10 protein-coding genes and 2 pseudogenes are annotated in these 14,928 nt (G+C 57.5%); 3 read left to right on the top strand and 9 right to left on the bottom strand.

Features of this window, described 5'->3' with window-relative positions:
- Nucleotides 1-214, bottom strand: a pseudogene (locus GCT13_RS26750) (IS630 family transposase); the annotation flags it as partial.
- Between the two features lie 720 nt (nucleotides 215-934).
- Here GCT13_RS26750 and GCT13_RS51285 point away from each other — a divergent pair.
- From GCT13_RS51285 to GCT13_RS26765, 3 genes and pseudogenes are all read left to right on the top strand, one after another.
- Complete coding sequence (locus GCT13_RS51285; RefSeq protein ID WP_152763299.1) at nucleotides 935-1,348, top strand: DUF2817 domain-containing protein; 414 nt, start codon at nucleotides 935-937, stop codon at nucleotides 1,346-1,348.
- Nucleotides 1,349-1,379: 31 nt separating this feature from the next.
- Nucleotides 1,380-2,932, top strand: a protein-coding gene (locus GCT13_RS26760) for an IS3 family transposase (RefSeq protein ID WP_227747026.1) whose coding sequence is annotated in 2 segments (ribosomal slippage) — nucleotides 1,380-1,842 and nucleotides 1,842-2,932 — 1,554 coding nt in all. Because the reading frame shifts where the segments join, the coding sequence is not laid out codon by codon here.
- 43 nt (nucleotides 2,933-2,975) lie between these two features.
- A pseudogene (locus tag GCT13_RS26765) lies at nucleotides 2,976-3,689 on the top strand (DUF2817 domain-containing protein); the annotation flags it as partial.
- 50 nt (nucleotides 3,690-3,739) lie between these two features.
- On the opposite strand, the gene GCT13_RS26770 reads toward GCT13_RS26765, so the two are convergent.
- From GCT13_RS26770 to ehuC, 8 genes are all read right to left on the bottom strand, one after another.
- Complete coding sequence (locus tag GCT13_RS26770; RefSeq protein WP_087739555.1) at nucleotides 3,740-5,263, bottom strand: fumarate hydratase; 1,524 nt, start codon at nucleotides 5,261-5,263, stop codon at nucleotides 3,740-3,742.
- Between the two features lie 640 nt (nucleotides 5,264-5,903).
- A complete protein-coding gene (locus GCT13_RS26775; protein WP_087739553.1) occupies nucleotides 5,904-6,320 on the bottom strand; it encodes a hypothetical protein in 417 nt (138 codons plus the stop codon).
- Nucleotides 6,321-6,403: 83 nt separating this feature from the next.
- Nucleotides 6,404-9,922 carry a pyruvate carboxylase gene (locus GCT13_RS26780; protein WP_087739552.1) on the bottom strand — a complete coding sequence of 1,173 codons (3,519 nt, stop codon included), beginning with the start codon at nucleotides 9,920-9,922 and terminating at the stop codon, nucleotides 6,404-6,406.
- A 664-nt stretch (nucleotides 9,923-10,586) separates the two neighbouring features.
- Complete coding sequence (locus GCT13_RS26785) at nucleotides 10,587-10,838, bottom strand: hypothetical protein (RefSeq protein ID WP_087739551.1); 252 nt, start codon at nucleotides 10,836-10,838, stop codon at nucleotides 10,587-10,589.
- Nucleotides 10,839-11,226: 388 nt separating this feature from the next.
- Nucleotides 11,227-12,372, bottom strand: coding sequence for a porin (locus tag GCT13_RS26790; protein WP_087739550.1), 1,146 nt, complete (start codon nucleotides 12,370-12,372; stop codon nucleotides 11,227-11,229).
- Between the two features lie 341 nt (nucleotides 12,373-12,713).
- Complete coding sequence (gene ehuA, locus GCT13_RS26795; protein ID WP_087739549.1) at nucleotides 12,714-13,541, bottom strand: ectoine/hydroxyectoine ABC transporter ATP-binding protein EhuA; 828 nt, start codon at nucleotides 13,539-13,541, stop codon at nucleotides 12,714-12,716.
- A gap of 57 nt (nucleotides 13,542-13,598) precedes the next feature.
- Complete coding sequence (gene ehuD, locus GCT13_RS26800) at nucleotides 13,599-14,258, bottom strand: ectoine/hydroxyectoine ABC transporter permease subunit EhuD (protein WP_087739548.1); 660 nt, start codon at nucleotides 14,256-14,258, stop codon at nucleotides 13,599-13,601.
- A 13-nt stretch (nucleotides 14,259-14,271) separates the two neighbouring features.
- Nucleotides 14,272-14,925 carry an ectoine/hydroxyectoine ABC transporter permease subunit EhuC gene (ehuC, locus tag GCT13_RS26805; RefSeq protein ID WP_162849293.1) on the bottom strand — a complete coding sequence of 218 codons (654 nt, stop codon included), beginning with the start codon at nucleotides 14,923-14,925 and terminating at the stop codon, nucleotides 14,272-14,274.
- Nucleotides 14,926-14,928: the final 3 nt, after the last annotated feature.

Raw genomic sequence — 14,928 nt, forward strand, 5'->3', positions numbered from 1 at the left:
TGCGCGGGCGGCCTGTCGCCTGGGTCGACCTCAACGCACGCACACCTCGTCCTCGCCCCCGGGCCTTCGCTCGCAGCTTGTACGCCCACGAACGATGCATTCCAAACGACGCCGAAACCGCATCGGGATGTTCCCCATCGTTCATCCGCTCAAGTGCCAGCATGCGCATCTCTTCGAGGATGTTGTGCGCCAGACTTCTCCCGTCTCGTTTCACAGTCCGTGGCTCCATCGAGTGACACGACACGATAGATCAGCACTCGTCGAATTTGTTCCCTAACTTACTGACCAATGAGTAATTAGTAAATCGCCCTCTCCCACGTACAACGCTATGCATATAAGATCAAGTAAGCGAACGATACCTGCCGGGTCAACTTCCCCATCTCACACCAAAGGTTCGGGAGCCTCTGAGCGCCTTTGTCTACAATCAAGCGCCGCGACCTAATACCCACCTGATTCAGGGCCGAACCCCTACGTCGTTATATGCCTTGTCCGGCGAAACTGCTGTATGGTCACAAAGAAATGACGTCGAATGCTAGATCGTCCCGCGTAGCAAGTAGTCGCAGTCACAAGCGTTGCTCCGATTATACGGAGCAACGTTCGCAGTTTTTCTGCGTATGCTCTCAATTTCTCGTCAAAAATCTGCGCATTTGTGCACTTTTAGGGATGTTTCCTCAGAACCCAGTTTGTACAAACGCACGCCTCGACCTTGGGACTCGAACACTTGCTGCAGCACAAGTCTTCGCTCTTAGGGTTCCCTAAAAGCAAGAAGCTCACTGCGCAGTGCAGCGGGCTGCGAACGTCCAACTCAATGCCAACGATAATTTGAAATGCCCGATTGTCAGCCAGCACGGATAGTCCTGTAGCTTGCATCCTTGCATTGTTATCGCTAAACCGGGCAAGATGCGCGTTACAAATGACTGACCAAAGGTTCAAGATGGGCTTCGACAGCGTATATAAGATCCTTCCCGAGGTTTTCTCGCAGAGTTATGTTGAAGCTAGAGCGAAGTTTCTCGCTATAGCACCCGCAGCCCGGCCATATGCCTGCAGCAGCTTAGGCCCCTCTGGCGAGCCTCTTTACACGGACGTTGCATATTTTGGCGACCGGAATGCAAGTCGTCTTTTGATTTTGATCTCCGGCACACACGGTCCTGAAGGATACTCAGGGTCGGCCTCGCAGCTTCTTTTCTTGCGGGCCGGGCTTCAGGATGCATTGCCCGCATCCACTGCCGTACTCTTAGTCCATGCATTGAATTGTTACGGGTTTGCGTGGGATAGACGCGTTACCGCGGAAGGATGTGATCTGAATCCCCCCGGTGTCAGGATAGATGTCGTGTTGTCTGATTCTTAGACATGGTCCGGGGGCGGTAGAATTGGGATGAATGAAACCTTACCCAGAAGAACGAAAAGAAGCGCTGGTGCGTCGCATGATGCCGCCGGAGAATGCGCCGGTGTCGGCGCTAGCACGAGAAACGGGGATTACCGAACAGACGTTGTACACGTGGCGCCGACAGGCGAAAGGACAAGGGCTGGCAGTGCCGGGCGACGGGAAGAACCCCGAAGGATGGTCTTCGGAAGACAAGTTTGCCGTAGTGCTGGAAGCAGCCCCGCTCAACGCAGCGGAGCTGGCCGAGTATTGTCGTCGCAAAGGTCTATACCCCGAGCAGATCGCCGCGTGGCGGGCTGCTTGTCAAGCAGCCAACGCGAATGCTGCCGAGCAGGCGCGCGAGCAGCGTCACCAGTCCAAAGAGGACAAGCAGCGCATCAAGCAGCTCGAGAAGGAATTGCAGCGCAAGGAGAAAGCCCTGGCGGAAGCGGCGGCGCTGCTGATTCTCAGAAAAAAAGCCCAGGCGGTCTGGGGGGACAAAGAGGACGATTGATCAACGTCCCGGATCGCCTGTTGTGTATATCGTTGATTCGCGAGGCGGTGCAGTCGGGCTGCCGCCTGGAGAAGGCTTGCGAAGAGCTGGGCCTGAGCCTGCGCACATTCCAGCGCTGGGGCCGAGATGATGGCGCGGTGCGCGCTGATGGCCGAACCACGACCGAGAGGCGGCCGCCGTGCAACAAGCTGAGCGAGGCCGAACGGCAACAGATTCTGGAGGTGGCCAACAGCGCCGAATTCGCCAGCTTGCCGCCCAGCCAGATCGTGCCCAGCCTGGCGGACCGCGGCGTGTACCTCGCGTCGGAATCGAGCTTTTACCGTGTGCTGCACAGCGCGTCGCAGCAGCATCACCGGGGTCGTGCGCGCCAGCCCTCGACGCGCGTGGTCACCAGCCATTGTGCGACGGAGCCGAATCAGGTCTGGTCGTGGGACATTACGTGGCTGCCTGCGGCGATCAAAGGGAAGTACTACTACTGGTACATGATGCTCGATGTGTTCAGCCGCAAGATCGTGGGTCACGAAGTGCAGGAAGCGGAGTCTGCTGAACTTGCTGCGTTGCTGATGCGGCGTGCGAGTCTCGCAGAGGGCCTGGCGGGACGTCCGCTGGTGCTGCATTCGGACAATGGCAGCGCGATGAAGGGCGCGACGATGCTCGCCACACTGGAAAACCTGGGCGTGATGGCCTCGTTTAGCCGACCGCGCGTGAGCAACGACAACCCGTACGCAGAGGCGCTGTTTCGCACGTGCAAGTATCGGCCCGACTATCCGCGCAAGGCATTCGCGAGTCTTGAAGAGGCGCGCGCCTGGACGCAGCAGTTTGTGCGTTGGTACAACCACGAGCATAAACACAGCGGCCTGAAATTCGTCACGCCGGCGCAGCGTCATAGCGGCGTCGCCACTGCGGTGCTGGCACAACGGGAAGTCTTGTACGCTCAGGCCAAGGCACGCAATCCGCAGCGTTGGTCCCGCTCGACTCGCAATTGGGAATTGAAGGATGAAGTCTGGCTCAATCCGGAGCGGATGCCGCCGGTCGAATTAAAGCAGTGCGCGTGAAGTGACACGACAACTATGTTGACAAACACCGAATCGCAACTTCGTCGATTATTCTCGGCCCACTCCGACGAATCCTGGCTACACCGAGTTAGCCGAGCACCTTGTGCCACCAGATTTGACCGAAGACACGATTCGGCGCGCCGATGACGCAATTTCTGCATTTCGCAAACTGCACGGTGAGCTGAAATTTGATGAGGCGCGGAAGTCTGGGCAGTACACTCACCCAGAGGGCGTTTTCTATGGCGGGTCTGGTCCTACTGAGGCTCGACAGACACTCGAGCAAATCGTGAAGGACTTCGATATCGCAGGTCGTGAAAGTGTGATCATCGTCGACTACCACACCGGACTTGGTCCGTACGGCTACGGCGAACTGCAGTCCGAACAGCCATCAGGCATCGCGGGTTTTCAGAGGGCCGTCAGCGTATTCGGACCGTCTGTAACGTCTCCGGATCTCGGAACATCATCGTCGGTAGTAGTGCGCGGCACACAGGATGAATTGTGGCAACGAATCCTCGGGGATCGGCATACGTACGTGGCATTGGAATTCGGTACTTACGGCGCAGAGCGCGGAAGGGAAGTCATTCGAAACGATCACTGGCTCTATCGCTATCGACGGGACGAAATTAATCTCGAACTTGGGGTCCGGATTCGCCAAGAGGCGAAACTTCACTACAATCCTGAGGCAAACGACTGGAAGGAAATGGTGCTTTGTCGCTCACACCAAGTCCATCGACAAGCCATGAACGCGCTTACCTGAGAGGCTCGCGCCAAGGCCTACCAGCTCACTGACAGATCCCGATTAGTGAATCAGACCATCGTCACTGGGATCTTACCGATCTTCGCTTGCCACTCCTTCGGTCCCGTCTGGTGAACAGACGTGCCGTTCGAATCGACAGCTACCGTGACCGGCATGTCCTGCACGTCGAATTCATAGATGGCTTCCATGCCGAGGTCTTCGAATGCGAGTACCTTCGCGCTGCGGATCGCCTTCGACACGAGATACGCCGCGCCGCCCACGGCCATCAGATATGCGGCCTTGTGCTTCCTTATCGCCTCGATCGCGACGGGGCCGCGCTCGGCCTTGCCGATCATCGAGATCAGGCCGGTTTGCGCGAGCATCGTTTCCGTGAACTTGTCCATGCGTGTGGCGGTGGTCGGGCCTGCCGGGCCGACGGCTTCGTCGCGCACCGGATCGACGGGGCCGACGTAGTAGATCACGCGATTGGTGAAGTCGACGGGCAGCTTTTCGCCCTTGGCGAGCATGTCGGCGATACGCTGGTGCGCGGCATCGCGGCCCGTCAACATCTTGCCCGACAGCAGCAGCGTCTGACCCGGCGCCCACGATGCGACTTCTTCCGGCGTCAGCGTGTTCAGGTCGACGCGCCTGCTCGTTTCCGTGTTCGGCTCCCATGTGACCTTCGGCCATGCGTCGAGGGGCGGCGGCGTGAGCTTCGCGACGCCCGCGCCGTCCAGCGTGAAATGCGCGTGGCGCGTCGCCGCGCAGTTCGGGATGATCGCGACCGGCTTTGATGCCGCGTGCGTCGGGGCAGCCATGATCTTCACGTCGAGGACGGTTGCGAGACCGCCCAGACCCTGCGCGCCGATACCGAGCGCGTTGACCTTCTCGTGCAGCTCGATACGCAGTTCTTCGATCCAGTCCTGCGGGCCGCGCGCGATGACGTCCTGAATGTCGATTGGGTCCATCAGCGATTCCTTCGCCATGACCATCGCCTTTTCAGCCGTGCCGCCGATACCGATGCCGAGCATGCCCGGCGGACACCAGCCCGCGCCCATCGTCGGCACGGTCTTCAGGATCCAGTCGACGATCGAATCCGACGGATTCAGCATCGCGAATTTCGACTTGTTCTCGGAGCCGCCGCCCTTCGCCGCGACCTGCACGTCGACGGTGTTACCCGGCACGATCTCGTAGTGGATCACGGCGGGCGTGTTGTCCTTCGTGTTCTTGCGGCCGCCTTCGGGCGGCGACACGATCGACGCGCGCAGCACGTTGTCCGGGTTCAGGTAACCGCGGCGCACGCCTTCGTTGATCATGTCGGTGACGCTCATGGTGGCGCCGTCCCAGCGCACGTCCATGCCGACCTTCACGAACACCGTGACAATGCCCGTGTCCTGGCAGATCGGGCGCTTGCCTTCGGCGCACATGCGGCTGTTGGTCAGGATCTGCGCAATGGCGTCCTTCGCGGCCGGGCTCTCTTCGAGCTCGTACGCGCGGCCGAGCGCCTCGATGTAGTCGAGCGGGTGGTAATAGCTGATGTACTGCAGCGAGTCCGCAATACTCTGGATCAGCTCTTCCTGTTTGATGACGGTCATGGCAAGTCACTCGTGATGTCGCCTCGGCGCGTCTGCGAACTCATGAACCAGGTCGACATCCCGACACAAGCGCTGCAGGCTTCAACGAAGCATCTATAAATTGTATCGCGCAAGGCTTTGAATGAGTTTCGAAGCCTGGCAACGCCGCTGCGCAGATTTGAAAACTCGAAAACGGCGAAGGCGGCTATCCCGCGATCGCCGCAATTGATGGTCTGTGCGTCGGCGGAGGATAGACGCACCATAATCCAAGACCGTGTCGAAAGAAGACTATAGCGAATGTACTCGACGAACCTACGACCTCGACCCTTACAACGCGCCACGGCATGTCTCGCGATTTCGGCAGCCGTTTGACCCTCAAGATCTCATTGGAGCCAAGCCAAGCGTGCGCAAGAACACTCAGAGAGTCGGCATGAAGTTTCATCGTTTCCTCGATTGCTCATTCGTTCCCACCGGTTGCGGCATGGGTGGGTATGCAGCGAATTGCGCGTCGGGCGCTATTGAATCGAACAGTGTTGGAGCCTGCTCAATTCGCTGCCCTGCGCAACCCTGAACCAATTCCTGCATACATAAATCGCTAGTTGCGGAGTCTTGAAGAGTCAAGCAACGGATTCGTCCCATTCTCAGCAACTCCGGGATTGGCTCACCACGCATCCCTTTCCTCAGGAACGTCCAGATGCCAATGTCGACTGATCCCTGCGTCCTTAGCAGCTATTGCATCGACTTCGTTGCATATAATTGCTATCGCACACTCTGCGGATACGCCTAGATATAAAAGTGCCCGCTCCATCAGAGGAAGCTCTGACAAACCCAAGCCGTCGCAGGGAACGACCACGGAAAAGATCTTGATGAAGTCCCTAGTGAATGCTTTCTCACAAGCCACCACGACATTGTGAGAAACCATTCCACTAACCAAGGCCAACTTGATTCCTTTTTGCACTGCCCCATCAATAGCAGCGTTAATATCGTCCCGGATCGTGACCAATCTGACGGATTTTGGCTCAGCAACTGAGTCGATCAGGACGTCGTCCAGACATAAAATGAAGGCCTCGACCGACATGACGTCGTCTCCTCTTTTGGCAGCCTGCGAGTCGTCAGAACCCTAAATCGGGGCGTCGAAGTACCGAATTCTCAAGCGCCCACCTAAGCAACTTCAGGCCACTTTTTCAACTCAACGAGCAGTTGCTTTGCTGCCACGCGGTCGCCTGGGTGGACGTGAATTGCGGCGACTTCATACTCCCCATCGGCCGTGATGTTCGTCTCCATCTTCATGGCCTCCATGGCAATCAACAGGCTGCCGGCGGAGATTCTCTGCCCGAGTTGAACCGCCACCGTTACGATTGAACCAGGCATCGGTGCGGCGACATGCAGCGGATTTAACGGGTCCGCAACCGGCCTGCCAGCGCGCGCCACAATAGCTTCAGAGCGCACGCGCGGCTCAATTAGCGTGGTCCGCGACTGCCCGTTCAACTCAAACTGGACTTTGACCATGCCATCCTCGACATCGGTGTGCTGTCCCTGCAGTGACACAAGCAGTGTCTTTCCGGCATCGAGATCTATGGCTACTTCTTCCTGCGGCTGCAACCCATACAGGAAAGCTGAAGTGGGAAGCACTGAAGTGTCGCTGTATGCCTGCAGATGTGCGTGGTATTCGGCCGTCTGCTTCGGGTACATCAGGTACGAAGCGAGTTGCCGGTCGTCGAGCGGTAGCTCGCAGGCGGCCTCGCCGTGCGCACGCGCCACTTCCAGGTCGACAGCCGGAATCTGATCCCCGGGCCGGTAAGGCGAAGGCGCGTCGCCCCGCAAGACCTTGCGAGACAGTTCCGCCGGGAAGCCGTCGGGCGGGAAGCCGAGTTCGCCCTTGAACAACGACACGACCGATTCCGGAAAAGCGATTTCCTTGGAGGGATCGCACACATCAGCCGCCTTCACGTCATTGGCCACGATCATCAAGGCCATATCGCCGACCACCTTGGAGGTCGGTGTTACCTTGACGATATCGCCAAACATCCGGTTGACGTCCGCATACGCACGCGACACTTCTGTCCACCGATGTTCGATCCCAAGCGAGCGTGCCTGCTCCCGCAGGTTCGTGTACTGACCACCAGGCATTTCGTGACGGTAGACATCCGCCGTTCCCGCTCGAATCTCCGATTCGAACGGTGCATAGTAGCGACGCACGCCCTCCCAGTACATTGACGCCTCGTGTAGGCGTTCGAGACTGAGCCCGGGATCGCGTGAGCTACCGGCCAGCGCAGCGACAATGCTCGACAGATTCGGCTGCGACGTGAGGCCGCTCATCGCGTCGAGCGCGCCATCGACCGCATCGCAGCCGGCATTGATCGCGGCGAGTGCCGACGCGGCCGAAATTCCACTGGTGTCATGCGTATGGAAATGAACGGGCAGGCCCGTCTCTTCCTTGAGGGCCTTCACGAGCGCCGCAGCCGCCTGCGGACGGCAGATGCCCGCCATATCCTTGATGCCGAGAATATGCACGCCTGCTTGTTGCAGTTCCCGCGCGATGCCGACGTAGTACTTCAGGTCATACTTCGGACGCGAAGCGTCGAACAAATCACCCGTATAGCAAATCGCACCCTCACACAGTGCTCCGCTGTCGCGTACGGCATCGATTGCCACGCGCATGTTGCGCACCCAGTTCAGGGAATCGAACACACGGAACACGTCGACGCCTGCACCTGCAGCCTGCTGCACGAAAAAGCGAACGACATTGTCCGCATAGTTCGTGTAGCCCACTGCATTCGAACCGCGCAATAGCATCTGGAAAAGAATATTGGGTACCCGCTCACGCAACTGCGTAAGGCGCTCCCAAGGGTCTTCCTTGAGGAAGCGCAGCGCCACGTCGAAGGTCGCGCCACCCCAGCACTCCATCGAAAAGAGCTGTGGCAACTCGCGCGCATAGAACGGTGCGATCGGCAGCATGTCGGCAGTACGCATTCGCGTGGCAAACAGCGACTGGTGCGCATCGCGCATCGTCGTGTCGGTCAGCAGCACCTGCTTTTGGTCGAGCATCCACTGCGCAAATTTCTCGGCACCCAGTTCGTGCAAGCGATCTCGCGTACCCGCAGGCATGGGGCTCGCTGTGTCCACTTTCGGCATGACGGGTCGTGGTAGCGGCAACGCGGGCAGCGACCGGCCAGTCATTTCCGGATGTCCATTGACGCTTATGTCGCCGAGGTAGCGCAGCAGCTTGGTCGCACGGTCTCGACGTTTCGTGAAAGCCAGCAGCTCAGGTGTCAGGTCGATGAAGCGCGTCGTGACATCGCCTCGCCCGAAGGACGGGTGATTGATGACGTTCTCGAGAAACTGCAGGTTCGATGCGACCCCACGAATACGGAATTCCCGCAGCGCCCGGTCCATCCGCCGGATCGAATCGGCTGCCGTGGGCGCCCATGTGGTTACCTTAACCAGCAACGAATCATAATACGGCGTAATCACCGCGCCGCCATAGGCTGTACCGGCGTCGAGCCGCACACCGAAGCCCGCAGCACTCCGGTACGCGGTCAACCGTCCATAGTCAGGCAGAAAGCCATTGTCAGGATCCTCGGTCGTGATCCGGCACTGAAGCGCATGGCCGTTAAGCGGAATCTCCGCCTGCGCCGGCACCCCTGCCGCGCGGGTGCTGACTGCGCCGTCCGGATCGAGCACATCTTCGGTCAGTCCAATCGCGCCACCCTCGGTAATGCGGATCTGAGCCTTGACGATGTCGACGCCGGTAATCATCTCGGTGACCGTGTGTTCCACCTGGATGCGCGGATTGACCTCGATGAAGTAGAACTTGCCGGAGTCCGCATCCATCAGGAACTCGACGGTGCCCGCGTGAGTGTAGCCGACGGCGCGCATCAACCGCAGCGCGGATTCACAGAGCGCCGCGCGACCCGCATGATCGAGATACGGCGCGGGAGCGCGCTCGACGACCTTCTGGTTGCGTCGTTGCACCGTACAGTCACGTTCATAGAGATGCACGAGCTTGCCGTGAGTGTCTCCTAGCACCTGAACTTCGACATGGCGCGCGTTGCGCACCAGCTTTTCCACATAGACTTCGTCGTTACCGAACGCGCCAAGCGCTTCCCGCCGGGCCGCGGCAAGCGCGCCTTCAAGGTCCTGCTCGCTTTCGAGCACCCGCATACCGCGCCCGCCCCCACCCCAGCTTGCCTTGAGCATCAACGGATAGCCAACTCCCGCCGCATGGCGCTTACATTCGTCGAGATCGCGTGGCAGCGGGTCCGTGGCGGGCATCACCGGCACACCGGCCGCAATTGCCGCATTGCGCGCTGCCACCTTGTTGCCGAGCATGCGCATGACGTCCGGCGAGGGCCCGACCCAGCGTATGCCAGCATCGATCACGGCCTGCGCGAAATGCGGATTCTCCGAGAGGAAGCCGTAGCCAGGATGAATGGCGTCGACGTTCGCCTGTCGTGCGATCCGCAGAACGTCGTCGATGTCGAGGTACGCGGCGAGTGGCTTTTTTCCTTCACCCACCAGGTAGCTCTCGTCAGCCTTGAAGCGATGCAGCGCGAGCCGGTCTTCCTTCGAGTAGACGGCAACCGTGCGGATGTCCATCTCGGCGGCCGCGCGCATCACACGGATTGCTATCTCGGACCGGTTGGCGATTAACAGGGATTTGATCGAGAGGTTAGTCATTCGGGACACATCGAAACTACGGGGAAAAGACGGCTCCGACCAACCTGCGCTGAAGACTGGCCAAGCCTTAAGAATCCTTACGCGAGAAACTAGGCAAAATCCAAGGTAAGGATATGGGAATCCATCCAATCCCAAGAACGGTCACTATTGGACCATGCCCAATTGCGTGAACCCGTGGAGCTACTGTCGATTCCCAGAGGCTTCTGAACACCTGCCTCCCCTTCCGTAGTGCAGTCAACGCTCTCGCCGCATGACGCTCCTTCCACACCGCAAATCATCGCTCTATCCCCCAATCAATATGAAAAGACTTAAAACACAGAAAATCGAATTGTCTGTCAAGACATGACTTTGCAACTGTCGTGAGCCCGGTTCTTGGGTCCGAACGGTTGCCATATGAAAATCCCAACCGGAGCCGCGCGGGATTCAGATGAAAGACGGCAGCCGAAGTGACCAGTTGCGTCACGACAAACGGAGAAAGCACTCACAATGACCGTGGTCGGCCTCGAGCACCGACATCGCCCAAGGTTCGAAGTGTGATTCTCTTCGCCAAGTGAGAAATTCTACGGGGGAACACTGTCACGCCAGCATCACAACATCGGCAATCCAACTTCGAAAAAGTAGAAGCCCCGGCTTGCGCCGGTATCTAACCTGGCAAGCGACTGCATCAGAGATCATAAAATTCAAGGATGATCTGCCAGAAACTACCATCGTCGCGCAGCCTGAATCTCACTGCCTGTCGCAGTTCGATGCCACCCTTAATTCCATTTCCTCGTTGGTCGATGGCGTCGACGCCATAGCAGGATATGTGCTTCCAGTCGGCCCCCTTGATCTTGCTCCCAACCTCAAAATGATCGTTTGGGTTCACGCGTTTTGTGACGAACTTCCGCTCGCTCGTCTTAGCTCGATGAATGTTCAAGTCACCAATCTTCGAGGCTGCAATAGCGTGGCAGTGGCGGAGGACTCGATGGCACTTCTTCGTGGGCTTGCAAAGCGCCTGCCAATGAAACGCCGAGCCGTGATTGCAGGCTGCGCATTTCCGGTTTACGAGCCCGACTCTCAGTCAATGATGCTGAATGACCGCACGCTGGGGCGGATTCAACCGGTGGATAGGTGCCGCTCACTGAAGAGCAAAAGGTTTATCTCTCTGCATATCACAACTCCTTTAAGCGCTCGCGATGCATCCTTTCGACGATGTCGCGCTTACAGAGGTTGTGAGCCGGCCCCGAAGCGAATCGCGTGTTGCATCTCAGCTTCACAACCGCGGTCGACTCGCGCCGACCGCTCCGTACACAACGGGTCACGCGCTAGAACTTGTGTCGCAGGGCGACACGCGCAACAAACTGGTTCTCGGTGGATGACACGTTGTCCGCCCCCGGAACATAGGCCACATCGAGTACCGTGCCCGTCTTGTCGCCCCCAACGTGTTGATATGCACCCTGTACGTACACGTCGGTCCTCTTCGACAAGTTGTAATCCGCCATCAAGCCCGCTGACTGATAGTTGGGATGAGCCTTGCCACTTGTCGCGTCGAAGTTTGTCCGGGTGTACGTGTACATTGCTCCTACATATAAGGCAGGGGTGAACTGATACTTGGCATTGACTTCGAAATTGTTGAATCGGAGGGACGAAAGCGTCGCCCCACCGGGAGGCGTAATTGCGCCAACATACCCGGAGCTAACTGGCTGTGTCACATATGTATTGGTATATGCGAAGCCCAGCGTCGCACTGCCGAAAGTGTAGTTGACACCTGCACCGACAACCTGCAGCCTTTTGCCAAGAAAGTTTTCGTCGCCGCCGTTGTTGATTGCGCCGCCAGCCGTAGCCGACGGATTGTTTGCCTGCAGATACGCGGCGGCCAACAGCAGACCGCCCGTCTGGTATTGCATGCCTACGCTGTACTGGCGATTATTGGCAAAGTTCGTGTCGTTGCTAAAGCTGTAAGTACCTCCGAACTGGAAGCCTGCAAGACTCGGACTCGCGTACTTGATCGTGTTGTTCACACGAAACGTATTGTCCGTGTTGTCATTATCGTACGGGTGCGAAAACAGATAGCCTGCCCAGTTTCCGTTGGCTGTGGTCTGCGCCAGATAGTCAACTAAAGAGTCATACTGCCGACCTAGTGTTACTGTACCAAACTGATCCGACGCGATTCCGACGTAGGCTTGGCGACCAAACATCAGTCCGCCCTGGCCAAGACGGCCGTTGTTCACGTTAAATCCGTTCTCCAACTGGAAGACTGCCTTAATCCCACCCCCCAGGTCCTCCGAGCCTTTCAGGCCCCATCGGCTCCCCTGTGCATAGCCGCTCTGAAGCTCATAAACCTTGCTACCTCCGACGTTATTGGTATAGTCGAAGCCTTCGTCGATAACACCATAAAGCGTCACCGAATTCTGAGCCATCGCGGGGACCGCAATAGCGGAGATGATTAAACCTGTCAAAATTTTGTTCATTACGGTCTCCAAATCTTTTTAAAACTACTTATGATAATTTTAAAACTTAAACATCATACTTCCCGAGCCGCATTCAGGACCCACCGGCCTGCATCTGTCTGTCCCACTTAGCGAGTTGCATCTACTACTATGGATGCTGATACATCAACAGCAACCTAACCGGCGATCCGTGATTACCTCGGCACGGGTACGCGCGCCATGGCGGCGGAAATTATCGCCAAGGCCGCCCCGCACCGTCATCGAAAACTCGCGTTCAAGGCAGCGGACGTGATCTTTTGATTTTTATTCGATCAATCCCGCTTTTACGCATGCAACCCTTCGGCTCGTCTGGCACAAGCGGCTCAGCTTGCCTCCCTCACCGCGCTCAAAAAGCGTTGCGTGCGCTCATGTTTTGGCGCTGAGAAGAACGTTTCGGGAGGCCCTTCTTCGATGATCTTGCCGTTAGAGAAGAAGCAGACGCGGTCTGCGAACTCCTTCGCAAAGCCCATCTGATGGGTCACCATCAGCATCGTCAGGTCGTGTTCTTCCCCAAGCTTGCGGATGACGTTCAACACCTCCCCGCAAAGTTCAGGGTCCAACGCCGACGTGACCTCGTCGAACAGCATGATCTTCGGACGCATCGCTAGAGCCCTGGCAATCGCCACGCGTTGTTGCTGGCCTCCTGAAAGTTGCGACGGATAGTGATCACACTTGTTACTGAGACCGACGAGCGATAGCAGTTCCATTGCGCGATCCTTTGCCGCCGACTTCGACATCCCCAAGACCCGCTGAGGTGCTTCGATGATGTTCTGCAGCGCGGTCATATGCGGGAAGAGATTGAAGCTCTGAAAAACCATCCCGATTTTCGACCTCACCCGGCGTTGATGCCGCAATGAAGCGGGAACGAGCTTACCGCGCGATTCCATATGGGTAAGGTACTCCCCATCGACCTCGATGCGCCCGTCCGTCACCGAATCGAGTGTCATGAGCACCCGCAGAAGCGTGGATTTTCCGGATCCGCTGGGCCCGATGATTGCCACCTTCTCGGCCTTCTTTACTTCCAGGTTCAATTCATCGAGAACCGTTAACGTTCCGTACCGTTTCGTGACGTCGATGAGACGCACGATCGGATCCGGGCTTTGGGAAGAATCCGCAACCTTTACTGTTGCGGTGTCGGCATCACGTCTCACTGATGTCTCCTTTACTCGAATAGATGCTATCTGTAGTTTCTTCACGGTCCGGCTGGATCACGGAAGCTTCAGTTGTCGTTCAAGGTGACGTATGCCGTATGCGCAGCACAAGCTGACCATGAGGAAGAAAAGTCCAGCCATGGTGATTGGTTCAAGATAGCGATACGACTCCGCTCCAATATTCTTGGCCTGCTGCATGACCTCCACCACAGTGATTGCAGAGAGGACCGGTGTTTCCTTGAACATGCTGTTGAGATAGTTCCCCAGCACAGGGGTGATTGTGCGGATTGCCTGCGGAAGAATTACATCCGAGTAGGTCCTTCCGGGTGACAACGACAGCGCGGTCGCCGCTTCCCATTGCCCACGATGCACGCCGTTCAGCCCTGCCCGATATACCTCGGACAGGTAACAGCTATAGTGAATGGCAAGGCCCAAGGTCCCAGCCGTGAGCGCCGTCATCGTCAGGCCATAGATCGGAGCGACATAGAAGAGCACGTATACCTGGATTAGAAGCGGCGTGCTTCTGACAAACTCGATTACGAAAGCGCTGGATTTCGCAACCGGCCGGCTTTTGCTGCGACGGAGCACGGCGAGCACGAGACCGAGCACCAGAGCGATTGCAAATGCGCAGATCGTAATCCCCACTGTGTAGGTACACGCGCGTAGAAGCTCGGGCGCAATCTTGACTGCATACGAAACATCAAATAGCGGGGCCATTGTGGAGAACTCCTTAGCCGTTAGCACGCGCGGTTCGCTGCTCGACTTTTCGCATTGCTGCCACGAGAAGCTGCGCAAGTACGAAATAGATCACCAAGGTCGTACCATAGACCACGGTCGAATCTGCCGTGATTGAGTTGACCTGACTTGCACGAAAAGAGAGATCCGAAAGCGTGATCAAGGAAACCAGGGAGGTAGATTTGATGAGTTCGACCATAAGGTTGGTTGACGGAGGCAAGGCATTGCGCATCGCCTGGGGCAGGATAATACGGCGCATCCGCAACGACGCGGTCATGTTCAAAGCGACAGAGGCTTCGAACTGCCCCCACGGGACTGAGCCGAGCGCGCCGCGCAGAATTTCTGACCCGTATGCACCGTAGTTCAAGCCTAATCCGATGATCCCAACCGTAAACGGCGAAAAGTTCAGATTGAAGGGAGGCAGCGGAAGTACAAAAAACAGCCAGAACAATTGCACAAGCAGGGACGTTCCGCGAAATACCTCCACGTAGGTGGTGCCCGCCCATCTCACAATTCGCCAAGGTGAGACACGCATGACTGTCGCGATACCAGCCATGAAGATAGCGATTAGGACGGCGCAGACAGCTATCTTCAGCGTCACCAGTGTTCCCTGCAACAGCAAAGGCAGGATCGCGCGTACAGTTTCCATGGA

It is taken from the genome of Paraburkholderia franconis (assembly GCF_009362735.1).
GTDB classification, from domain to species: Bacteria; Pseudomonadota; Gammaproteobacteria; order Burkholderiales; family Burkholderiaceae; genus Paraburkholderia; species Paraburkholderia franconis.

What these genes read in the sequence shown, in the direction of transcription:
- GCT13_RS26780 (WP_087739552.1), bottom strand. Translation starts at nt 9,922, where the DNA reads ATGACTAACCTCTCGATCAAATCCCTGTTAATCGCCAACCGGTCCGAG.
- GCT13_RS26790 (WP_087739550.1), bottom strand. Translation starts at nt 12,372, where the DNA reads ATGAACAAAATTTTGACAGGTTTAATCATCTCCGCTATTGCGGTCCCC.
- GCT13_RS26775 (WP_087739553.1), bottom strand. Translation starts at nt 6,320, where the DNA reads ATGTCGGTCGAGGCCTTCATTTTATGTCTGGACGACGTCCTGATCGAC.
- GCT13_RS51285 (WP_152763299.1), top strand. Translation starts at nt 935, where the DNA reads ATGGGCTTCGACAGCGTATATAAGATCCTTCCCGAGGTTTTCTCGCAG.
- GCT13_RS26770 (WP_087739555.1), bottom strand. Translation starts at nt 5,263, where the DNA reads ATGACCGTCATCAAACAGGAAGAGCTGATCCAGAGTATTGCGGACTCG.
- ehuD (WP_087739548.1), bottom strand. Translation starts at nt 14,258, where the DNA reads ATGGCCCCGCTATTTGATGTTTCGTATGCAGTCAAGATTGCGCCCGAG.
- ehuC (WP_162849293.1), bottom strand. Translation starts at nt 14,925, where the DNA reads ATGGAAACTGTACGCGCGATCCTGCCTTTGCTGTTGCAGGGAACACTG.